Genomic DNA, 21,846 nt, shown 5'->3' with positions numbered 1-21,846 from the left:
CGTGGAGGCATTGCCGTCCAGGTCCGGGCCTTCGATCAACCATGGGGAGGTATCCGGTGTGGAACCGGTTTTTCCCGCGACCGCATCAGTAGGAAATAGGCGGCGGGCGTCGCTACCAGCGACAGCAGCACGGACATCCCCAACGCCCCCATCACCGCGATGGCCAGGGGTTTCAGCATGTCCGCGCCGGAGCCGACGCCCAGGGCGAGCGGCAACAGGCCCAGCGCCGCCGCCAAGGAAGTCATCAACACCGGCCTCAAGCGCCGCCGCCCCGACCGCGCCAGCGCCTCCGCCAAGCCCTGGCCCCCGGCTCGCAGATGCTCGACGAAATCCAGCATCAAGATGCCGTTCTTGGCGACGATCCCGATGCCGATGATCGCGCCCAGGAAGGACACGATGTTCAGCGAGGTGCCGGTCAGCCACAGCGCCAACAAGGTGCCGAACAAAGCCAGCACGGCCCCCGCGACGATAGCGATAGGCGCGGAGAACGACCGGAACTCGATCAACAACACGGTGAATACCAGGAACACCGCCATCGCCAGCACCCGCAGCAGATTGTGGAAGGACGCTTGTTGTTGCCGGTACAGCCCACCGAGTTCCAGCACGCCGGGCGGCAAGGTCTTATCCCCGGCCAGCAAGGCCTTGATCTCGCCTATCGCGCCGCCCAGGTCGCGGCCTTCGAGCCGGGCGGTCACGGCCACGTTCTGGCGCAAATCCTCCCGGTGCAATTCCAACTGGCTGGGTTCCTCGCCGATAGCGGCGATCTGGGACAGCTTGACCGGCGTCCCGTCCGGTGCCCGCAGCAGCAGGTTCCGTAAATCCTCGACCCGGTCGATGCTGGCCGCATCCAGGCGCACCCGGATATTGACCAGGCGGTCGCCCTCCAGCACATAGGAGGCTTTTTGGCCGAGCATGGCGGTGCCGAGCGCGTTGCCCACATCGGTGGCGCTGAATCCTAGGCGCTGCGCTTCGAGTTGTCGCACCCGCACCCGTAGCGACGGTCCCGTCATCGCCAGCCCATCGAAGGTATCCACCACCCCGGCCACCCGCTTGATCTTCGCCTCGATCTCCGGGGCCTTGCGCTTGAGGAACGCGATATCGGTGGAAAACAACTTGATCTCCACCGGCTTGGGCGACCACGCCAAGTCGCCGATCAAATCGCCCAAAATCCCGGCAAATTCCCATTCTAGGCCGGGCACGGCGGCGTTAAAGCGCTCGCGCAATTCGGCGATGACCGCTTCGGTATCGCGCTCCCGATCCGGCTTCAACTTGACGAGCAAGTCGCCGCTATGCGGTTCGGTGATCGCCAGGGCCAGGCGTGCGCCGGTGCGGCGGGAATAGCTTTCCACCTCGGGCAAGGAACGCAGGATGGCCTCGGCTTGCAGCAATTGGCGGTTGGTTTCGGCGAGGCTGCTGCCCCAGGCGGCGTTGTAATCGATGACGAAGCCGCCTTCGTCCATGGCGGGCAGGAAGTCGCTGTCCAAGCGGCCATAAATCCCCGCACCCAGCAACAGTACCGCCAAGCAGGCCCACAGGGTGATTCCGGGACGGCGCAGAGCGGCGCGGACGGTGATCTCGTAGCGGCGGACAACACGGCCCAACAGGGGACCGCCCGCCTCGTCCCCGGTCGGCGAATGCTGTCCGCGCATCAATCCAGCCGCGAGCGACGGCGTCAAAGTCACCGCCAACACCAAGGAAGTCAACAAGGACACGGTCATGGTCAGGGCCAGGGCGCGGAAGAACACGCCGGGGATGCCGTCCAGGAGGCTCAGCGGCAGGAACACCACCACCGGCGTCAAGGTCGAGCCCAGCAGCGGGCGCAGGATTTCGGCGATGGCCGCCGACACCGCCGCCCACCGCTCGGTCCCGGCGGCCAGCTTGGCGTGGATCGCCTCCACCACCACGATGGCGTCGTCGATGATGAGGCCGATAGCCGCCGTGATACCGCCCAGGGTCATCAGGTTCAGGCTCAATCCCGCGACCCGCATGGCGACCAGGGTCGCCAGCACCGTCACCGGGATCACCGCCGCCGCCGTCAGCGTGGTGCGCCAGGTTTTCAGGAAGCCATGGATGATCGCCATCGACAGCAACAGGCCGAAACCGATGGCCTCCCAGACGCTCCTCACCGAATCGCGCACCAACACCGATTGGTCGTAGAACAAGGCCAGCTTCAGGGCGGGGGGCAATCCGCCCGCCAGCGCCCGCAACTCATCCTCGATCCGTCCGGCGATGGCCAGGGTGTCGCCGTCCGGCTGGCTGTAGACATTGAGCAGTACCGCATCGACGCCTTCGGCGGTGACCCGGTTGAACACCGGCTCCGGTGCCCGCAGCACATGGGCGAATTCCTTGAGCGGCACGGGGCGGCCACCCGGTCCCGGCACGGTCAGGTTTTCGATGTCCCCGATACCCCGCGCCCGGTTATCGACCACGGCGAGATAGAGGGTATGGTTCTCCTCGTGCATGCCGGTCGGCAGGATCAGGTTGTTGCGGTTCAGGGCGTCGGCGACCTGGGCCAGGGTCAGGTTGGCGGCGTGCAGGGCCAGCGGATCGACGATGACATGGAATTCCGGTGCCCGTCCGCCGACCAGATTGACGCGGGCCACGCCGGGGATGCGCAGGAACCGGGGCTTGATATCGTAGCGGGCGGTTTCCCACAGGTCGGTGATGGCGCGTCCCGGTCCGGTGAGGCTGACGCCGAGGACCGGGAACGAGGCGAAGGTCAACCGGAACACCGAGGCGCTGGCGGTGGGCGGCAAGCTGGCCCGGATTTGGCCCAGCCGCCCCAACACGTATTGCTCGGCCTGGACCATGTCGGTCCGCCAATCGAAGAAGATATTCACTTCGGCGGCCCCGCGCCCGGTGGCGGAACGGAGGGTTTCCGCGCCGGGAATGTCCTTCATAGCTTCCTCGATGGGGCGGGTGACGGTGGCCATCATCTCGTCGGCGGGCATGACGCCGTTGTCCACCAAGACCACGACGCGGGGGAAATCGGTGCGCGGGAACACCGAGGATGGCAGGGTCAGCGCCGCATAGATTCCCGCGAGGCACAGGGCCACGCAGATGAAGACGATGGCGGGGGCGTTCTCGACAGCGAAGCGTCCCAGCCTGGATGAATGTAGGGTCATGGGCGAATCCGGCGGGCTAGCGGGCGATGGCATGGATGCGGGTGTTGTCCGGCAAGCCGAACGCGCCGACGGTCACAATCTCCAAGCCTTCCCGCAAGCCTTCGCCTTCCACCTCGACCGCATCGCCATCGCGCAGCCCAAAACGCACCGGCACGCGCCGCGCCCGGTCGCCTTCCACCACGAAAACCGCGCTTTCCCCGTCGCGGGTCACAACGCTTTCCAAGGGAACCGCGAGCCGGTCCGGGCGCACCTCGACGGCGATCCTCGCCTGGACGAATTGCCCTGGACGCACCCCCGATCCGGGCGGCAGTGCGATGCGCACCGGGACCGTGGCGGTCTTGGGGTCGATTTGCAGGCCGATGAAGGCGACCAAACCCGGGGCCGATGACGGGGTGGCGTCCGTCTTTGTGCCGCTCCCGGTCCCGGTCGCGACGGACAGCGCTGTCGGCTGGCCGATCCTCACCGGTTGCGCTTCCGCGCCGGGCACGGCGGCGTTCACCACCAGCCGGTCCAGGTCCACGATCTCGGCCACGGGCGCGTTGCCGCCCACCGCCTCGCCGGGCCGGACATTGACCCTGACCACGGTACCGCCCAACGGGGCCACGATGTCCAGCAGGGACCGCTGGACCTGGGCTTGGGCCAAATCCTGGCGGGCCGTTTCCCACAGGTGTTCAGCCTCGTCCAAAAGCTTCGGGGAAATATTGTCATCAGGACTTAGCGAACGCTTCCGGCGCAGGTTCCGTTCGGCCAGCACGACCGCGAGGCGGGCTTTCTCGACCTGCATATCGGCCAAGCGGTGATCCAGGCTGAACAGGGCTTGGCCGCGCTGGACCCGCTGGCCTTCCTCGCAACGCGCCTCGGCGACCAGTCCCGCCAGCGGCGCAGCCACCCAGGCGCTGGCCGGGGGTTTGCCGCCCTGGGCGGGTTCCGCCTCCACCGCGCCATAGGCGGTCACATAGGCCCGCAAGGTCATGCGGGCGATGTGGCCGAGTTCCACCGCCACATCCGTCTCCACCGGAACGGCGGCGGCGTCTTCTTCGCCGGAGACCGGCGCGTGCAAGATCAACAACGAGATTCCGGCCAGGATCAACCTGGACGTTCGGGAACGTCGCCCTGAATCGAAAAAGCGCATAAGGCAAACCTGTGGCATGTTCAACGGGAACCGTCGCCGGGCGGGGCTTCGGTCATGGGCGGAAGGGCTATGGCATCGTCCAAGGGCCGCTGCAAAGCGTCTTCCAGCAATCCCAGGGCTTGCTGTGCCTTGACCTGGGCATCCAAGCGGGCCAGCGCGGTGGTGGCGTATTCCAGGTCGGCAGCCACCAGGGCCAAGCGGTCGGTTTCCCCGGCGCGGAACAGCGCCTCGGCGGAACGGCGTTGCCGCGCCTGATCGGCGAGTAGTTGTTCCGCCGCCGCCAGCTTTTGCCGGGTGGCCACGGCACCCGCCAACGTCCGGTCGATCTCCCCGGCGACCTTGGCCTGCAAGGCTTCGAACCGGGCCGCCGCCTCCTTGCGCCGCGCTTCGGCCTCGGCGATGGGGCCTTGGTTCTGGTTCAGGACCGGCAGGGACAAGCTCAGCCCGAACACCCATTTGTATTCGCCCTGGTTGAAGATGTAGCCGGGGCTGAGATGTACGTCGGGATATTGCTTGGCGATTTCGAGTTGCAGGGCGGCTTCGGTGGCGGCGTAATCGGCCAGGGCGGCCAGGATATCGGCGCGGTTGAGCAGGGCTTGCCGCCGCAGGGTTCCGGGTTGGAGATTTTCCAGGGACGGCGGTTGCGCCACGGCCTCGAATGAGATTTCCAGGCCGGACAAGGCCGATGCGGGCACCCCCAGCGCATCGGCCAGTTGAACCTGGGTCTCCGCCGCCTGCCGTTGCGCCTCCCGCAGGGCCAAGTCGGCTTGCGCCAGGGCCAGATGCGCCGTGGTGAGTTCGGGACGGGAAATTTCCCCCACGGCCAACCGTTGTTCCAGAAGCCGGAACCAAGCCCGCTGCTGGGCGAGTTGTTCGGCCCGCAGGGTTTCCGCGCTCCGCGCCGCGTGGAGGTTGAGCAGGCTGGCCCTCAAGCGGCTACGGACCTGCCAGGCCACCGCCGCGATTTTCATCCGGGCGGATTCGGTCAGGTGTTGGGCGTGGGCGATCCGGTCGTCGCGCTTGCCCGCCGTCTCGATGGGAATATCGGGGTTCAGCCCCATGATCCAGGGATTGGTGAACGGCACGCTGGCGATATTGGTGACGTAGGTGGGCGAAAAGGCGAGGCTGGGATTGGGGCGCTGGCCCGCCGTGATCTCCCCGGCCTCGGCCAAATCCCGTTGGGACCGCGCCACCGCCATATCGGGATGGTAATAGAGCGCCGCCAGGGTGAGCGCGTCGAAATCCCACGCGGTTGGCGGCCAGGGCGTCGGCTCGCGGTGCAAGCCCGCCGCCGTGAACCGCCTCAAGCCCTGGTCGCGCAGGCTTCGCGCCTCGAATTTGGCCAGGGTCGCGGTGGGCGTCAACGGCTGGGCGGTGTATTCGGCGCAGCCCGGAAGGAGTAACGCGGTGATGAGCAGCACGTGGGCTTTCATGGGGATCGCTTGGGAAACCGGACGCTGGCCTTGAGTCCGCATCCACCTTCGCCCTCGGCGAGGGACACGGCGGCCCCATGGCGGTCGGCGATGCGCTTGACGATGGCGAGGCCCAACCCGCTGCCCGGCCCGGCGTTGCCGGGGCTCCGGTAAAAGCGGTCGAACACCCGGGTCCGCTCGGCCTCGGGGATGCCGGGACCGGTGTCGCCGACTTCCAACAATACGCCGTGATTATCGACCACCACGCCCACATCGACCCGGCCACCGGTCGGCGTGTGGCGGATGGCGTTGTCGAGCAGGTTGCCCAGCAATATCCGCAAGGCTTCCCCGTCCCCCACGACGCAGGCCGAATCCGCCCCGGTCATGCCGAGATCGATGCCCCGGTCGGCGGCGAGGGGCACCCGGTCGGCCACGCAGTCCCGCGCCAGCGTGTCCAGGCGCAAGGGGAGCAGGGCCGTTTGGGCGGCCTCGGGGTCGAGCCGGGCCAGGGTCAGCAATTGGCCCACCAGATGGCTGGCGCGGGCGATGCCCTCGCGCAGGGCGGCCAGGGCGGCGGATTTTTTGCGCGGATCGGTGGCGCGTTCCGCCACTTGCGCCTGCAAGGACAGGGCGGTCAGGGGCGTGCGGAGTTCGTGGGCGGCGTCGGCGGTGAATTGCCGCTGCGCCGCCAGGGTTTCATCCAGCCGCCGCAACAAGCCGTTCAGGGCGGCGACCAAGGTGCCGATCTCGGTGGGCAAACTTCGGTCGGGGATGGGTTCCAAAGCCTCCGGGCGGCGTTGCTCCACCGCCGCGACCAAGTTCCGCAAGGGACGCAAGCCCCGCTCCAGCCCGAACCCGACCAGGAGGGCCAAAGCGGGCAGCAAGGCCAGCAAGGGCGTCAATAGGTGTAGCGCGACCTCGTTCGCGGTTTCCCGGCGCTCGCCGACCGCCTGGGCGATCTGGACCCATCCATCGGCGGTCTTCAGGGTGAACACCCGCCAGGGCTCCCCGCGCCAATCGAGCGTGGCGAAACCCGCTTGCGCCGGATAGGCCAGCGGCGGAAAGGGATGCGAGCGATAAAGCAAGGTGCCGTCCGCCCGCCAGGCTTGGCTGACCAGATCGATGCCGTCGGCGTCGGCGGGCGGGATCGATGGGGGAAGGACCGCCGACGGCGGGGCGGCATCCGCCCTGGAATAGGCCGTTTCCCGCAAGACCTTGTCGAACAGTTCGTCGATTTCCTCGTGGACGTTGAGCCAAGTGGGCACGGCGAAGGCCACGCCCGCCAGCGCCAGGATCGGCAGCAATCCGAGCAGCAGCCGGTGCCGGATCGACAGGTTCATGCCTTCACCACCCGGAAACCCACGCCGCGCACGTTGGCGATGACCTCGCCGCCGAGTTTCTTGCGCAGGTTGTGGAGATGCACGTCGACCGCGTTGCTGGCGACTTCCCGGTCCCAGCCGTACAGGCGCTCTTCGAGTTGGGCGCGGGACAGCACCGCCCCCGGCTTTTCCAGCAGGGCATGGAGCAGCGCGAATTCGCGGGCGGACAACTCCACCGGCCGTTCCCGCCACCAGACCTCGTGGGTCGCCGGATTCATGCGGAGGCCGCCGTACTCGATGAGGGCTGCGGCCCGTCCCGCGCTCCGCCGGGCCAGGGCGTGGATGCGGGCGGCCAATTCCTCCAGGTCGAACGGTTTGACCAGGTAATCGTCGGCACCGCTGTTGAGCCCCTTGACCCTGTCGGCCACGGCGTCGCGCGCGGTCAGGATCAGCACCGGAACGGCATTCCCATTCCGGCGCCACTCGGCGAGCAGATCCAGGCCGGACAGGCGGGGCAATCCCAGGTCGAGCAATACGGCGGCGTAACACGCACCCGGATTCGCCAAGGCGAGCCGGGCGTGTTCGCCATCCCGAACCCAATCGACCACGAAGCCATCCTGGTCCAGGCCCTCGCAAATCGCCTGGCCGATCATCGGATCGTCCTCGACCAATAACAAACGCATCGCAGCCCCCGGTTTTCGAAGTGTTACCGGTAGTCTGGCGCGGCGAGGGTTAAGTGGGAATTAAGAAATCCAAAATGGCTTGCTGGAGCGGTACGTGGGGTTCCGCATGGCCGCTATGCCCGTTGGCGAAAGCGGACGCTTGCGCCGACGCCCATGGAGACCAGACAGCGCCCCTAGGCGCAACGAATACTTTTCTTCGGATTGGGTTCCGGGTCGGCAGGTATGAGAAGTCCCATGGGGGACGTTAGCCTTGCTCCAAGACTTGGATAATCGGACAGGATGCTTCCCCAGACCTTTCGTCGCATTCGTGGGACAAGGTCTCCAGGGCGTCACGCATTGAGGCCAGATCGGCGATCTTGCGATTGATCAAGGCCAACTTACGGGCCGCCAGTTCCCGCGTTTCGGCGCAGGCGCGGGCTTGGTCGAGCCGCAACAAAAGGCCGACCTCCTCCAGGGTGAAACCCAGCGCCTGTGCCCGCTTGATGAAGCGGATCCGCCCGGCCAAGGCAACCGGATAACGGCGCACGCCACCCAAGGGCTTGTCCGGCTCGTCCAGCAAGCCCCGCCTCTGGTAATACCGGATGGTTTCCACGTTCACCCCGGCTTGCTTAGCCAAGGCACCGATGGTGAGCAGGCCTTCGCTCATGAACGCGGTCCCCATAGGATGATGGCCGCGCCCGAGAGGCAAACCACCGCGCCCGCCAGGTCCCAGCGGTCCGGCCGGTGGCCTTCGATCCCCCACAGCCACAACAGCGAAGCGACGATGTAGACGCCGCCATAGACCGCGTAGGCCCGCCCCGCCACCTCGACCTCGACGCGGGTCAACAGCCAGGCGAACGCGCAGAGGCTGGCGATGCCGGCGCTGAGCCACAGCCAGGACCGGCCGAGCCGCACAACGCTCCAGAAGGCGAAACAACCGGCGATCTCGAAGAAGGCGGCCAGGGTGTAATACAGGGGGGTGGTCATATTGAATCCCGATAGGCTTGACTCCGTACCATGGTACGGGGTTTAGAGTCGCGCCGGAACCTGGAGAACCGAGATGTCCCGATTGAACGCAAAAGGCTCGCTGCTCGCCGGAACCTTGGCCGCGATAGGCGCTTCGGCGTGTTGCCTGGGGCCGTTGGTCCTGCTTTCGCTGGGGTTCGGCGGAGCCTGGATCGGCCGCCTGACGGCCATGGCGCTATTCAGGCCCGCTTTCATGGCGGCGGCGCTCCTATTCCTGGCACTCGCATTTCGCGAGCTTTATTTCCCGTCCCGGGCCTGCGAACCCGGCTCGGCCTGCCGGGATAAACCGACCCTCAAGCGGCAGCGGCTGATTTTTTGGGGGGTCGCCCTGCTCTCGCTAGGGCTCCTGGCCGGTCCATGGGCCGCGCCGCTTTTCTACTGATTCCGAGGAAATGATATGCGTCTGACGATCCTGCTTGCCCTCGCCCTGCCACCCCTGTTGAGCTTCGCCGGCACACCCCGGACCGTCATGCTGGACGTGCGGAGCATGGATTGCGCGGTCTGCCCGATCACGATCAGGAAGGCTTTGGAGCGGGTCCCCGGAGTCAACGAAGCCAAAGTCGATTTCGACCGGAAAACCGCCACGGTCACCTACGACCCGGAGCGGGCCACCCCGGACGCCTTGATCCAAGCCACCACGCAGGTCGGCTATCCCTCCACGCTCCATCCCTGAACATCCATGGATAGCCTCGTCCTGGAATCCGTCATCACCTGTCCCGGATGCGGTTTCGCCCAGCGGGAGACCATGCCCACGGATGCTTGCCAGTTCTATTACGAATGCAAGAATTGCCAGGTCTTGCTCCGTCCCAAGCCGGGCGATTGCTGTGTTTTCTGCTCCTACGGTTCCGTGAAGTGCCCGCCGGTACAGGCGCATGGCAAGGCCGGGGGATGTTGCGGCTAGGGCATGTGACCCAGCCTTCGATCCACAGGACTTCCCTGTCCTATTGCTTGGTCGCCAGGGCATAGATGACGTTGGTCTCGATGGCCGCGATTTTTCCCTCTGGAGGCGGGATAGGTGCATTTCCCGAATCCGGTGGAATGTCCCGGCCTCCAATTGTTCCAAGGTGCCCCGGTAACCACTCCCCATGGCGATCTTCCGCCAATCCTCCGGGGATCCGAGCGGATGGGTTCCCGCTTCGGCCACGATGTCGGCGCCCTGTACCCCGGCCTCGGCCAACATGGCGCGCAGTCCCGCCGGTTCGGAAATGCGGTCCGAGGGATTGAAGCCCCGGTGCAGGTCGGGCCGGACCGCCTCGACCGCTTCCCAAAAAACCCCGTTGGCGGGCTCGAACAGGCGCGGACCCCAGGTCGTGATCGCCAGGCGGCCGCCGGGCCGGACCATGCGCCACAACTCCACGACCGCCCCGGCCATGTCGGGCACGAAGAAGATGCCGAACACGCACACCACGGCGTCGAAGCTTCCGTCGGGATAACCGAGGTCCAGCATGTCGGCGACGCGGAACTCGATGTTCCGCAGGGCTTGGGCTTCCGCCTTGGCCTCCGCCAGGGCGATCAGATTCCCGGCGAGGTCGGCGACCATTTCCGTCCATGTACGGATGATTTACTTGTTTTGCCCGCAAAAATAGGCAAAATAAATTACAAATCAATTATTTAGATGAATTTTTGAAAATTACAAAAAATCGGTCGACTGGGGGCGTACAACGGCCAATGAAGTCAAATTCATGTTCATAGTCGCTATCCTACGGTGCGCCAGCTTATGCCCGAAATCCCAATTCCACGAGGGAACACATTTGCCCGCTTCGGGTAGTCCTTCCAGAAGGGGATGCCTTGCCGACGCCGGTGCCCCCGGCTTGCATCGGGCAGGTGGGGCCAACCCCATCGCCCCCCTACACTTTGGAGCATCTTTGCTGTGGCGCTTGGCGATGGGACGGGGGGTAACACCTAAATCCTCCTCCCCAATGTTTTGACAGGAATAATGGATTGTTGGCGTGGCATTCTGATCTGGTGCATGATGCTTGCCCCAACGCAAGCAACCAAAGACCGCAAATGACTCCGCATTTCAATATGGAAATCAAGGTATTCCCACATGATGGAAATATATGGCGCCTTGATTGGATAGGAAACCTATTCTTCTCGCGAGGAAAGCGCGACAAAAGCCCATTCATAAATGCAAGGCTGTCTCGCTTCGAAACAACTTTTCCATACCCTTTAAAAGGGCAAAGACGGATACCGATCCCAATTGGTTTATTGCCAATGGTTTCCATTGGGACACTTTGGGAAAGCGGAAAACTGGTTGGCACCCAATACTGTAACGAAGAAGTATTTGATGTGGTATCCGATAAGGAAATGACGCGGCTAGCCAAGTCGGGCGTTACTGACGACCATGATAACTACCTTATACCATTTAACATCCACCCCTACCACCGCATGCATACAAATTCATGGTGTTTGGTTGCCCAGACTGGATGTAAAAGAACCGTCATAATTCCCGCGATAGAGATTATTCGATTCTATTTTGGATCGTCCAGCGAGTTAATTGTGCGTATTTTTCAAGCTCCATTTGATACAAACAACCTCTGGGAAAACGCCCGCATTGATAAGTCCAATGGAATAGCGCATGTCGATATTTCGCCTGGATTGAGGGGCTACTCAGCTGCGGATATTGCCAGGATAGCTTTCGATCCATACGCCGAGCGCTGCATTCAATCATTATCGTCATCGCTACTGGCATCCTCGATAGATGAAATCTACCCAATGGCCAAACTACCTTTTGAGGGCAAATCAACAATAAAGGTCAACGGCATGTGGCTCGGCGACCAAAAATTTCTGGTTTTTCAAATAATTTCCTGTTCCCACCCTTTTCCTTTTGAAAAACTGACCTATACCATGGCATCGAAAATGTTTGGGAGCGCAGCAGCGTCTGCGAAAGGCGGCGCGGAGGATGATCAAGGACCGGGGGAAATTGACGACAAAACAACCTTGAACTTGCACGAGGAACCACCCGATCAGGCGCTACAGCCCAAAGAGGTGCCTGTCAGCTACACGGCCCGGTTTCCTGATTTACTAACCAAGAAAATATATCGAACCGATCCACAAGAAGGGGTTGCTGTATTTTCGGGACGGAATCCAAGCACCGAGGCCAGCGTTGTCCAGGGAGAAGGTAAAAACGATCTCTTGCCGATAGATATAATTGCGTTTGGCAACCTATCGTTTCCAGACCACTATCCCCCAGAAAATCCAAAATTCACAGAATACCTTAAAAAATTCGTATCGGGCTTATCCGATGATTTCAATACTATAAGTTTCGTCGCCCTTAATCCTCGACAACTCCATCCCCAAATATCAAAAATGCCGAAGGCCATCTTGGATGATGATACCGTTCACCCACTCAGCACAATCCTTGGTTCCAGCCACAAACCAAGACCTCGGTATGTTTCCGTCATCAAGATCGATGGAATTATTTCTTCGAATGCTTACCTGTTCATAGAAGCCGACCCGATTGAGCATCCTCTCGGTGCCATCATCATCGAAGCGGAGCCATGCGCCAAGATGGATTGCGAATGGGTTGCCACGATTCTAAGCGATTGGAAAAACGGAAATACTTAGCCGACAGAACAAAAATTATTGCGTTTCCAGATGCTGGATGGATGCTGTTGGACACGAAAGCGGTCATTCCGTGCAATGGGCAATGGCTAGAGCTTGTCAAAAATCCGCACCGATTTTTGCGCACATCCATACGGGTACGCGAAGACAACCGGCCCCATGGAACCGAGCGGAGTGGATCTGCCGCTTGGATCGGGAATAAGCCCGATCCAAGCCGAATCGTTTGCCTCCGCGCCATGCGGCTGCGGCCCTCCCGATCCGTCCCGGCCACGACCATATCGCCCGGCATCATCCACATCGATGGAGGGCGGGAATGGGGATAAACAAAAAACACATAGGAGCGGCTCCCAGACGGCTCCCCCACACTTTCCTTCATCGTTAGACTGTACTCGCTGTGATATAATTTAACTTAAACTCAGGCATCATAACCCAGGTTTCTTGAGTTGATGTAACTCCACTGTGGATTGACCGCGCCTGAAACTAGGTTAAATAAAAACGAAAAAGGAAGCCGCATGCCGCTCACATCGATACCAACTTGGAATTCTAGGGGAGTTATTCCGCCTATAAATGAGCTTAATCCAGTTTCGGTGGATCGATCGCCATATCCGATATCTCTAAATGAGTTCGTCTCCAGGTTTAGCCATACTCCGCAGCGACTTGAAATACTGGACGGCTTCCTGAATTATCGCGCCGAACTGCATAAATTGGGATTGACCATCGGCTTTCAATGGCTCGATGGCAGCTTTCTGGAAGATGTGGAACTTCTAGAATCTCGTGCGCCGGAGGATATTGACGTGGTGACTTTCTATCAACTCCCTCCAAACGTTTCCCAGACCGATTTATTGAATAAAGCGCCTCTCTTGTTTCCGGCTACTAAATCTGCCAGGAAAGCCTTCAAGGCCATCTATCATACCGATGCCTATATGGTATGCCTGGATACCACGCTTCAAGAGCGATTGGTGGCGAGCAGCGCCTATTGGTATAGCATGTGGTCGCATCGTCGAAATCAACTATGGAAAGGTTATTTGCAAATCGATCTGGCTCCGGTTGAAGACGTCGCCGCAAAAGCGATATTGATCGGATCCGGAAACCCAGGAGCACAGCCATGAACAAAGTGGATTTGCTGAATCTGCTTGGCGAACGCAGCACACTTCAAAAAATGATCGCCAGCACGCCGGAAGAAGACGTGCTTGACCGCAGCAGCTTATTGGCAAGACTGGAAGAGGTTGAGGATGAGATTGGCCAAGCACAAGTCGATGAGCATGAACCTGCGCGGGCGTGCTTGACCTTCAGCGGACGTCCCGTGGTGGGTGGCAGCCACGGCATTTTTGCCGACTTCGCCATGAAAGCCGTGAATGGGTTTACCGAGGCGGTGGCCGCCGTGGCGGCCTCCCTGACAGCCCCATTGTCGGCGATGGGGCCGATCCCTAACAGGGAACAAAACCAGTTGCTTATCACGAACACCGCCCTGGGCTCGTTCGGCTTCGAATTGGAGGAATACCGGGTAAGGCAGATGCCACTTGACGAGCAAACCCCCGTTGAATTGGCTTTGGAGCGTACCCAAAACCTACTCCAAGGTTCTATCGAGCCAGATGATGAATTATTGGCGGACTCCGCCGCCGAACTCGATCCAAGGGCCTTGGACAAGATACGCGGTTTCGTTAATACGCTTGCCGAAAACGAAGCGGTTTGCGCCTTGAGGTTCGGCAATAAGGTTTTCCAGTTTACGGATATTAAACAAGTCCGCCGGAGTTGGGAACGCCTCAGTGGCGATAACCTGCACGAAGAGGAAAAAAACTTGACTGGCGAATTTCAAGGAATCCTTCCCAAAAGGCGGACCTTTGAATTTCGGATACAGGAAAGCGGTGATGTGATATCCGGAAAAATCGGACCGGCTATTATCAATCCCGAAGATATAAATACGCATTTGCGCCAAAAGGCGAGCATCACGCTTATGGTGACCCGAGTAGGAAATGGCCGGCCTCGCTATCGGTTGCTAGATAACCCCGATTGGGCCAGTAGCGATGATCCCAAAGAGACCGTGAATTAGATCGGCGCCGACATCGTGATATTCGGCTCCCCTCCGGAGGACTCGGGGAAGATATCCATGGGCAGTGGTTACCGGGGCACCCTGGCGAGGTTGCAGGCCGGGGCATCACATGACGGGCGCTGGATACGGACAGTACCGTCGGAAGCGCGGTATCGCCCATGACCCACGCTGCCCCTATTCGCAAAGGCTTGGATGGCCCCACCCTATGATTTAAAAACCCACAAACCGTTGATGACATGCTTGAAACCGCACCGTTGACCGAATTGATTGATCGCTATAAGTCCGACTCGGAATCGGTCTATAACACATGGTTCATTAACGGCGGAGAACGCATGAAAGCCTTCCGCACCATCCGGCGCGGAGTGCGGGATGTCGTGGACGGCATTGCCGAGGGGACGTTCGGTAACGATTTCAAGGGTTCGCCCTTGGAGACGGTACTGGCCGCCATCACCGAGCAGAAACAGGTGTTCGAGGGCGCGGCCCACCCGTTCTACTGGAAACCCAAGCTCCGCATTCCCGATATTTACGAGAACGAGGCCAACAAGCACAAGTTTGGCGGCTTTTTGCAAGCCTGCCTCGCCACGAACCAGACGGAGCGCATCCTGGCCGAAATCAGCGGACTGGCCGATGCCAGGATCAAGGGACTGGGACCCGCCGTGGCCAACATCCTGTATTTCCTGCATCCCACGGCCATACCGCCCTTCAACACAGCGATGCTCAATGGCTTCAATGCCTTGTTCGCGGACAAGAAGAAATTGGGGTCCTGGGAAAGCTACCTCGCCATGCGGGAGGTGATCCTGAACGCGAACGAGCGCGTCCGGAATCACTTGTCCAAGGATCTCGGCGCATTCTCGGGTTTGCTGTATGAGATCGGCACGGGAAGATTGCCGATAGGGAACAATACGGAAGCGGTCCCCGCCCTGGAAAAGGCCAAGCTGGAAAAGGCGGCCCAGGCCCGTCACTCAGCAGTCCTGGAGGAACGCCGGGAGGAATCCGAACACACGCGGATACAACACCTCCTGATCACCATCGGCCGCGCGCTCCGCTACGAGGTCCATGTGGCGCGCAACGACCGCCACCGCGCCTACGACGGCCAGTCCTTCGCCTTGCTCACCGTTCCCGATTTGCCCCCCCGTGAGTGGCCCGACGAGGTCAGGGAGACGGTGCGCCTGATCGATGTGCTATGGCTGGAGCCGGGAACTGGGGAGATCGTCGGCGCCTTCGAAGTGGAGAAGAGCACTTCCATCTATTCGGGGATCCTCCGCCTGGAGGATTTGGCGCGGTCGATACCGGATTGCGGGTGTGACCTTTACCTGGTGGCGCCGAACCGCCGCGAAAAGGAAGTGATGGCGCAACTAGCGCGTCCCGCCTTCCGCCACTCGCTCGACGGATTACCTATCGCCTTCATCCCCTTCGGCGATTTGAGCGAACACTGCAAGGCGATCTGTACCTTCGGCGAAAACCGCTCCATCCTTAAGAAGATCGCCCGGACCCTCCCAGGGGGAGTGGGAAATAATCCCGCTGGGCTACATATCCTGGAAGGACATGGCGGCCCGTAGCACCTGGATTTTTTCCTTTTCCTCCAGCGCCAATAGGTTAAGGAACACTTCCTTGAGCTTCGGTTCGTCCACCTTGGCGGACACCTCCCGGTAAAGCGCCACCAGGGTATCGTCGAAATCCATGGCGATGGAGATCAGAGCCTCGGAAGAGTTGATCTCCCCGAGATTGTGTTTGCCGATCACTGCTTCGACATCGAGATCCGGGGGATATTCCAGCCAGGTGTTCAGGATGCCGCTCCGGGAACCCTTCTCGAAACGGGCGAGCGATTCCTCGAGATGTTGCTCGTGTCGGCTCAGGTAATCGAGCAGCATCCGGATTCGCTCGGATCCGGTTTCCTCGTTGGCCCGGTCATAGAACCGCTTGATCTCGCCGTGGAGGTGTTTCCCGAATTCCAGGAAATCCTTCACCTGTTTGCAGCAACTGCGCATGCGATCCACCACCTTCTTGATTTTAATAGCGTGAACGTGTCGGCAATTCTTAAAAGCGGGCTAAAGCTTTGGTGAACCATCCTCGTCGTCCGTTTCCCCTTCAATTTTTGGCGGTCCGGTGAAAAATGGTCTGGAACGAACCAATTCATGGTGGCGTTCAATGAAATCTATCGTTTCAGGCTCGACGCCCGCTTGGTTGCCGAAATATTCCCATTGGGAAACCGCTTCCTTGACTTCATGGATGATTTCGTTTGCATGGTTGATATTGAACTGATGCGCCACCTCGAGTAAATCCCGCTCGGTAATATCCTTGGCTTTTCCATTGATCAGCATCTGGTGCTGTCGGGTCCATTTGCCTTCGGCTGGATTGTGAGCATAGCTTAGGTCGTATGCCGGAGCCAGCGACCACGAGCCATTCTTGTCCATTAGGAAAGAAAGGTTCTTGGTATGGTCATCGCAGTTCTTGCTCATGACATTGAAGACCATCCTTCGATAGGACTGTCCTAGCGCCAGCTTCCCAAGCCTGAGTATCTGTACGGTTCTGAAATAAAGGCCATAATCGTGGACGTAGGGAACGTTGAAATCGGCGTGGAGCAATGCGCACAGGCTTTGGGCATGGAGTTTCTCATTTCCCACCCGGTCGAAGCGTTTGGTCATGAAATGGGCTCGTCCGCCTTCCTCCAGCAACCGGCATTCCATCATATCGATGCCCGCCGCCCTGGCCATGAGGTGGTAGGCATATTCGATCCTTCCAAAGCCATTGGTCGAGCCGAAATTCCCGTTCTCTCCTACCCCGTCGAATTTCAGCAACCAGTGTTCATAGCCATCCGGCAGATCGAATTGTCCGGAGACAAGATCGTTGCTTTCAGAATTGAATCCGACCACGGCCTTGGCGCGCGCGCCGCCGGCCGAAGACCCGATACGGATAATGTCCGGTCCGACATCCTCTATTTTTCCGCACAATGCCCGCCGCGCATTTTCGACCAACTCGGACATGACCAATGGAACGGCGACCTTCTCTTCTTTGGAAGTCATCGCCGGCTCGAATTCCAAAGCCCCCATTCCTCTGTGCCCCATGTAAAGCAGTCTTTGCATGGTCGAAATATCGGAAGGCGCTATCCCCAAGTTGACCATGTAGGCATCGATCAGCGCGTTACCGAATTTATCCGGCAAGGCATCGGCGATTAAGCCAGGCAAGCCATGGAAGGTTTCCGGGTTCAGGCTCGGGAAGAACTTGGGCGCCGCATTGAACGGGAAGGCATTCCCCAACGCTGGCGAAAGGTTGAGCTCTGGATCTGAGCTTAAAAACTTTCTGTCGTACTGGAACGAATATATGCCAGGCCGGTGCCGGTTCCCGGAGACCACTCCGACCAGCTTGCCCCAAAGCTTGACCAGGACAACATTGGCTTTACTCATGATCCCCCCTTTTTTTCCTGGAAGCATAGGCCCGGACACGATTCGGTTTTTTGTGTTCAAGCAAATCCATGGGCGTTGGCTCTGAAATGTCCGGGACCAATTCCAAAAAATTATCCAAGAGACCCAATTCCCGAAGCACCGAAATCAACGTCAAAAGACGTGAATTGCCTCCCCCCTCAAGCCGCTCCAAAGAAGACAACGATACGCCGGCTTTTGCGGCCAGCGCATCCCTGGTCATCGAGGCACCAGATTCCGAAACCCGGTAATTCCGGATGCGTTCTCCCAGGATTTTCGCGATCTCTATGTCTGTTTTGAAATACACGCTCATAAGTCATCTTATTCAATGCTTTTTAACCAAATTAAGCATATATTACTTCATATATGAAGTAATTTGCAAAATAAGACATGGCTCATCCGTAACGCCATGGCGTCCTGTCACACCATGATGGATGGGGCCGGCGGCGCTGTTCTGGACGGAATACTTCACGAATCAAGACCTATTTCCGCGTATGGGCCGGGGACGATTCCTGCCTGATTCGCCGGATCGCCTTTCACACAGGACGACATCGGTTTTGAAAGTCGTTCCTTTTGCTGGCGAACACTGGCCCTGGCGAATCAAGAGCGGGAACACTCCGTACCGATCGCGCAGCCGGCAGTGCAGGGCCGTCCTCAGCGCCAGCAGGTTGGAAACCGGGCCGGCAGGGTCGGTCGGATGTGAAATCGGCTCCCTGGATCGAATGCTCGGGAACCATCATGCTGCAACTTCCCATCATGGCAAGGTCAAGGGATTTTGAAAAAATTTTCCCGATCCGACGCAAATTCCGGATTTTCACCACCATATATCCCGGCCTTGTGGTAGTCTTGAAGCTAGGAGAGTCCTGTAGTGTTAAGGGAAAATCCATGTTGTCCCGATTGCGTCTGCGTAGAAACCGCCCATACCTGCACGCCGTGCTCGCGGCGGGGCTGTTCGCGTGGCTCGCTTTCCTGATTTCCGCCACCTGCACGATGCCGGTCATGGCTCAGGCCATGCCGGATATGATGCAGACCTGCCCGGACCAGATCGGCCATCTGGGGCATTCGGACGCACCGTCCAAGATGCTCCAAGCCTGCTCCCTCAAACCCTGCCTCGAATCCCAACCCAGTCCTGTCTTCCCGGCCAGCCCCCCGAACGGAGATGTGCCGATACTTGCCCTATTCGTCATCCTGGTCTTCGACGCCTGGCTGGGCGCGGGCCTGGCTGCGCGTATCCCTTGGGGTCTTGATCCGCCCTCCGGCAGGCGGATTCCGCTCATCTACCGGTTCTGCACCCTCCTGAACTAGCCCGTCCCCTCGATCCGAACCGCGCCTGAAAAACGGCGCCGTGTGGGTCCGCGTCCGCGCGCGTCCACGGTTTTTCCATCGAGAGGATTCCCTATGTCTGTTACCGCCCATCCCCGGCGTTCGCGCCGGAAGCCTTGGAGGCAAGCCCTGGTCTTGCTTTGCTTGGCAGCCCTCCCGCCCGTGTCGCAAGCGGCCGAGCCCGAACTCACCCTTCAACATGCGGTCGAACTGGCCCTGGCCGGGAACCCCGGCCTCGCCGAGATCAAAGCCCGTGCCCAGGCGTTGGCCGCCGTCCCGCCCCAGGCTGGGGCTATGCCCGATCCCACCTTCAACGTGGACCTTCTGAATGTTCCGACCCGAAGTTTCAGCCTCCGCCAAGAGGACATGACCATGCTGGAGTTCGGCGTCAGCCAGACCATCCCGTTCCCCGGCAAGCGCGATCTCCAGCGAAAAATCGCCGAAGAGGAAGCCCTAGCGGCAGCGGACTCCGTAGAGGAAGCCCGGCTGCGACTGGTCCGCGAGGTCAAGGATGGCTGGTGGCGACTGTTTTTCTACGACCGGGCCTTGAACGTGACCCAGGAATCCGAGCAATTCTTCCAGCAACTGGTCGATACCGCTCAGGCCCAATACCGGGTTGGCCAGGGTCAGCAGCAGGACGTGCAACTGGCCCAATTGGAACTCTCGAAGCTCAAGGATGAACGCTTGGAACTCATCGGGATGCGTCACGCCGCGACCGCCCAATTCAACGTATTGCTGGATCGTCCCCCGTCCACTCTGGTGGTCCTCCCGGCCAGTGCCGAATTCGCCCAGATGGCGTTGCAGGAATCCAACTTGCTGGAGAAGGCCCAGGAAATCCGGCCCCTACTGGCCCAGCGCCGGAAAATGCTGGACGCCGCCAAAACCAGGGTCGATCTGGCGCAAAAGGATTTCTATCCCGACGTCACCGTCGGGGCCAGCTACGCCGTCCGTCAGGACACGCCGACCGGGCAGTCCCGCAGCGATTTCGCCAGTATCCGCCTGAGCGTCAACCTCCCGATCTACGCCGGGGACAAGCAATCCAAGGCGGTCGATCAGCGCCAGAGCGAGTACCTCCAGGAACAGTATGCCTTCGAGGACGAACATCACCGGGTGCAGGCGGAAATCACCGCCAAGACTGCCGAATACCTGCACGCCAAGGAACGGCTATCCCTGTATGAACACGAGATTATCCCGCAGGCGCGACAGACCGTGCGTTCCCTGATGGCAGGCTATCCGGTGGGCAAGGCCGATTTCACCGACCTCCTGAAGGCGCAGCTAACCCTGTTCCAGTACCAGACCCAATACTGGCAGTCCCTGACCCGGACCCAGCAAATTCTGGCGGAAGTCGCAGCCGCCACCGGACTGGAGGTGGCTCATGACTAAGGGTTCAATCGCGTGGTTAATGGTGGCGGTGCTATTAGGCGCGGGACTTGGGGTGGGTGGCGCTGTGCTGTTCCAACAGCTGACGCCACATACGGCAGAACTCCCGGCACGGGCGGAAAAGAAGCCGCTCTATTACCGCCATCCCATGAACCCCAAGGTGACCTCGCCCACGCCCGCCAAGGACGAAATGGGCATGGATTTCATCCCGGTGTACCCGGAAGACCTGAATCCCCAGGCCGCGCCCGGCAAGACCGACCGCATCCTCTATTACCGCCATCCGATGGGGGCCGCCGATACCTCGCCCGTCCCGAAGAAGGACGAGATGGGCATGGACTACCTCCCGGTGTATGAGGGGGAGGCGGCTAATTCCAGGCAAATCGCGATCACCCCGGAGAAGGTCCAGAAACTGGGGGTACGGACCGAAGCCGTGGCCATCCGCGCCCTGGTCCGCAATGTGCGCGTGCTGGGCGGTATCCAGATCGACGAGCGCCGGGTCCATGCGGTCGCGCCCAAATTCGAGGGTTGGGTCCAGCGCCTCCATGTCAACGTCACCGGGCAGGCGGTGCGCCGGGGCCAGCCCCTGCTCGATATCTACAGCCCGGACCTCCTGACCGCTGAACAGGAATACCTCATCGCCCGCGACGGCCTCGCCGCCCTGCGCGAAGGCAGCGTCCAGGCCCGCGCCACCGCCGAGCTCCTGGTCAAGAACTCCCTGCAACGCCTCCGCTATTGGGATATTCCCCAGGAGGCGCTGGACCGCCTGGAAAGCCAGGGCGCGCCGCTGGAAACCCTGCCGCTGGCGGCCCCGGTTTCCGGCGTGGTTTTGGAGAAACCGGCGGTGGAGGGGATGCGCTTCATGCCGGGCGAGGTGCTGTTCCGGCTGGCCGACCTGGGCGAGGTCTGGCTGCTGGCCGACGTGTTCGAGCAGGACTTGGACTGGATCCGGCTCGGGCAGGCGGTCCAGGTACATATCAACGCCTACCCGGATAAGGAATTCGCGGGGAAGATCGGCTTCATCTACCCGACCCTCGCGCCGGAAACCCGTACTGTCAAGGTCCGGGTCGAACTATCCAACCCGCAAGGTCTCTTGCGGCCAGGACTCTATGGCTCTGTGACCCTTGCGGCGGGCGGGCAGCCGGAACGGCCCTTGGCGGTGCCTGATTCGGCCGTGCTCGACAGCGGCGTCCGCAAGCTGGTCCTAGTCGAGAAGGGCGAAGGTCGGTTCGAGCCGCGCGAGGTCAAACTCGGCCGTTACGCCGACGACTATTTCGAGGTGCTGGCGGGCTTGTCCGCCGGGGAGAAGGTCGTCACCCGCGCCAATTTCCTAATCGACGCCGAAAGCAACCTCAAGGCGGCGCTGGATAGCCTAGCCGCGCCCGGAGAGCCGGAATCGCCCCAGCCCGCCGCGCATCAACATGGAGGGCACTAGCC

General features: G+C 60.8%; 20 protein-coding genes and 1 pseudogene. 10 read left to right on the top strand and 11 right to left on the bottom strand.

Going from position 1 to position 21,846, the window contains the following annotated elements:
* Nucleotides 1-35 precede the first annotated feature (35 nt).
* The 7 genes from B9N93_RS09080 to B9N93_RS09050 all read right to left on the bottom strand — a co-directional run bounded on the left by B9N93_RS09080 (nt 36) and on the right by B9N93_RS09050 (nt 8,637).
* Nucleotides 36-3,125: an efflux RND transporter permease subunit gene (locus tag B9N93_RS09080; protein WP_085212901.1), complete on the bottom strand. Its 3,090-nt coding sequence runs from the start codon at nt 3,123-3,125 to the stop codon at nt 36-38.
* Nucleotides 3,126-3,141: 16 nt separating this feature from the next.
* A complete protein-coding gene (locus B9N93_RS09075) occupies nt 3,142-4,194 on the bottom strand; it encodes an efflux RND transporter periplasmic adaptor subunit (RefSeq protein ID WP_176225202.1) in 1,053 nt (350 codons plus the stop codon).
* An 83-nt stretch (nt 4,195-4,277) separates the two neighbouring features.
* Nucleotides 4,278-5,690: a TolC family protein gene (locus B9N93_RS09070; RefSeq protein WP_085212897.1), complete on the bottom strand. Its 1,413-nt coding sequence runs from the start codon at nt 5,688-5,690 to the stop codon at nt 4,278-4,280.
* Complete coding sequence (locus B9N93_RS09065; protein WP_085212895.1) at nt 5,687-7,009, bottom strand: ATP-binding protein; 1,323 nt, start codon at nt 7,007-7,009, stop codon at nt 5,687-5,689. The genes B9N93_RS09070 and B9N93_RS09065 overlap by 4 nt, the downstream gene beginning before the upstream one ends.
* Nucleotides 7,006-7,671: a response regulator gene (locus tag B9N93_RS09060; protein WP_085212894.1), complete on the bottom strand. Its 666-nt coding sequence runs from the start codon at nt 7,669-7,671 to the stop codon at nt 7,006-7,008. Before B9N93_RS09060 ends, B9N93_RS09065 begins: the two co-directional genes overlap by 4 nt.
* A gap of 244 nt (nt 7,672-7,915) precedes the next feature.
* Nucleotides 7,916-8,317: an Hg(II)-responsive transcriptional regulator gene (gene merR / locus B9N93_RS09055; RefSeq protein ID WP_085212892.1), complete on the bottom strand. Its 402-nt coding sequence runs from the start codon at nt 8,315-8,317 to the stop codon at nt 7,916-7,918.
* The gene (locus B9N93_RS09050) at nt 8,314-8,637 is read right to left on the bottom strand and encodes a YnfA family protein (protein WP_085212890.1); all 324 of its coding nucleotides are present in this window, start codon (nt 8,635-8,637) and stop codon (nt 8,314-8,316) included. Before B9N93_RS09050 ends, merR begins: the two co-directional genes overlap by 4 nt.
* A gap of 73 nt (nt 8,638-8,710) precedes the next feature.
* On the opposite strand from B9N93_RS09050, the gene B9N93_RS09045 reads away from it, so the two are divergent.
* The 3 genes from B9N93_RS09045 to B9N93_RS09035 are packed head-to-tail and all read left to right on the top strand — an operon-like array spanning nt 8,711 to nt 9,577.
* Nucleotides 8,711-9,058 (top strand): mercuric transporter MerT family protein, encoded by a 348-nt coding sequence (locus B9N93_RS09045; protein ID WP_085212888.1) that lies wholly within the window; start codon nt 8,711-8,713, stop codon nt 9,056-9,058.
* A gap of 15 nt (nt 9,059-9,073) precedes the next feature.
* On the top strand, nt 9,074-9,349 hold the full coding sequence (gene merP / locus B9N93_RS09040) for a mercury resistance system periplasmic binding protein MerP (protein WP_085212886.1): 276 nt from the start codon (nt 9,074-9,076) through the stop codon (nt 9,347-9,349).
* A gap of 6 nt (nt 9,350-9,355) precedes the next feature.
* On the top strand, nt 9,356-9,577 hold the full coding sequence (locus B9N93_RS09035; protein ID WP_085212884.1) for a GDCCVxC domain-containing (seleno)protein: 222 nt from the start codon (nt 9,356-9,358) through the stop codon (nt 9,575-9,577).
* 465 nt (nt 9,578-10,042) lie between these two features.
* Here B9N93_RS09035 and B9N93_RS26280 read toward each other — a convergent pair.
* Nucleotides 10,043-10,216: pseudogene (locus B9N93_RS26280) on the bottom strand (class I SAM-dependent methyltransferase); the annotation flags it as partial.
* Nucleotides 10,217-10,701: 485 nt separating this feature from the next.
* On the opposite strand from B9N93_RS26280, the gene B9N93_RS24600 reads away from it, so the two are divergent.
* From B9N93_RS24600 to B9N93_RS09015, 4 genes are all read left to right on the top strand, one after another.
* Entirely contained in the window at nt 10,702-12,243 is a 1,542-nt protein-coding gene (locus B9N93_RS24600) for a hypothetical protein (RefSeq protein WP_125468907.1), read from the top strand.
* A gap of 509 nt (nt 12,244-12,752) precedes the next feature.
* Complete coding sequence (locus B9N93_RS24595; RefSeq protein ID WP_125468906.1) at nt 12,753-13,349, top strand: DUF6932 family protein; 597 nt, start codon at nt 12,753-12,755, stop codon at nt 13,347-13,349.
* Nucleotides 13,346-14,290, top strand: a complete 945-nt coding sequence (locus tag B9N93_RS09020) for a hypothetical protein (RefSeq protein WP_085212880.1) — start codon at nt 13,346-13,348, stop codon at nt 14,288-14,290. The genes B9N93_RS24595 and B9N93_RS09020 overlap by 4 nt, the downstream gene beginning before the upstream one ends.
* A 332-nt stretch (nt 14,291-14,622) precedes the next feature.
* Nucleotides 14,623-15,849, top strand: coding sequence for a hypothetical protein (locus tag B9N93_RS09015; protein ID WP_217807286.1), 1,227 nt, complete (start codon nt 14,623-14,625; stop codon nt 15,847-15,849).
* Here the strand turns inward: B9N93_RS09015 and B9N93_RS09010 are convergent.
* The 3 genes from B9N93_RS09010 to B9N93_RS09000 are packed head-to-tail and all read right to left on the bottom strand — an operon-like array spanning nt 15,817 to nt 18,022.
* The gene (locus tag B9N93_RS09010) at nt 15,817-16,278 is read right to left on the bottom strand and encodes a ferritin family protein (protein ID WP_085212876.1); all 462 of its coding nucleotides are present in this window, start codon (nt 16,276-16,278) and stop codon (nt 15,817-15,819) included. The two genes, B9N93_RS09015 and B9N93_RS09010, sit on opposite strands and share 33 nt — an antisense overlap.
* Nucleotides 16,279-16,338: 60 nt before the next feature.
* Entirely contained in the window at nt 16,339-17,694 is a 1,356-nt protein-coding gene (locus tag B9N93_RS09005; protein WP_085212874.1) for a type II toxin-antitoxin system HipA family toxin, read from the bottom strand.
* Nucleotides 17,687-18,022 carry a helix-turn-helix domain-containing protein gene (locus tag B9N93_RS09000; RefSeq protein WP_085212873.1) on the bottom strand — a complete coding sequence of 112 codons (336 nt, stop codon included), beginning with the start codon at nt 18,020-18,022 and terminating at the stop codon, nt 17,687-17,689. Before B9N93_RS09000 ends, B9N93_RS09005 begins: the two co-directional genes overlap by 8 nt.
* A gap of 572 nt (nt 18,023-18,594) precedes the next feature.
* On the opposite strand from B9N93_RS09000, the gene B9N93_RS08995 reads away from it, so the two are divergent.
* The 3 genes from B9N93_RS08995 (at nt 18,595) to B9N93_RS08985 (ending at nt 21,844) form a co-directional block, all read left to right on the top strand.
* Nucleotides 18,595-19,014: a hypothetical protein gene (locus B9N93_RS08995; RefSeq protein ID WP_125468905.1), complete on the top strand. Its 420-nt coding sequence runs from the start codon at nt 18,595-18,597 to the stop codon at nt 19,012-19,014.
* A 93-nt stretch (nt 19,015-19,107) separates the two neighbouring features.
* Nucleotides 19,108-20,415, top strand: coding sequence for a TolC family protein (locus B9N93_RS08990; RefSeq protein ID WP_085212869.1), 1,308 nt, complete (start codon nt 19,108-19,110; stop codon nt 20,413-20,415).
* Nucleotides 20,408-21,844, top strand: coding sequence for an efflux RND transporter periplasmic adaptor subunit (locus tag B9N93_RS08985; RefSeq protein ID WP_085212867.1), 1,437 nt, complete (start codon nt 20,408-20,410; stop codon nt 21,842-21,844). The genes B9N93_RS08990 and B9N93_RS08985 overlap by 8 nt, the downstream gene beginning before the upstream one ends.
* Nucleotides 21,845-21,846 lie beyond the last annotated feature (2 nt).

Source organism: Methylomagnum ishizawai, assembly GCF_900155475.1.
GTDB classification, from domain to species: domain Bacteria; phylum Pseudomonadota; class Gammaproteobacteria; order Methylococcales; family Methylococcaceae; genus Methylomagnum; species Methylomagnum ishizawai_A.
This window is presented reverse-complemented; position numbering and strand designations above follow the sequence as displayed.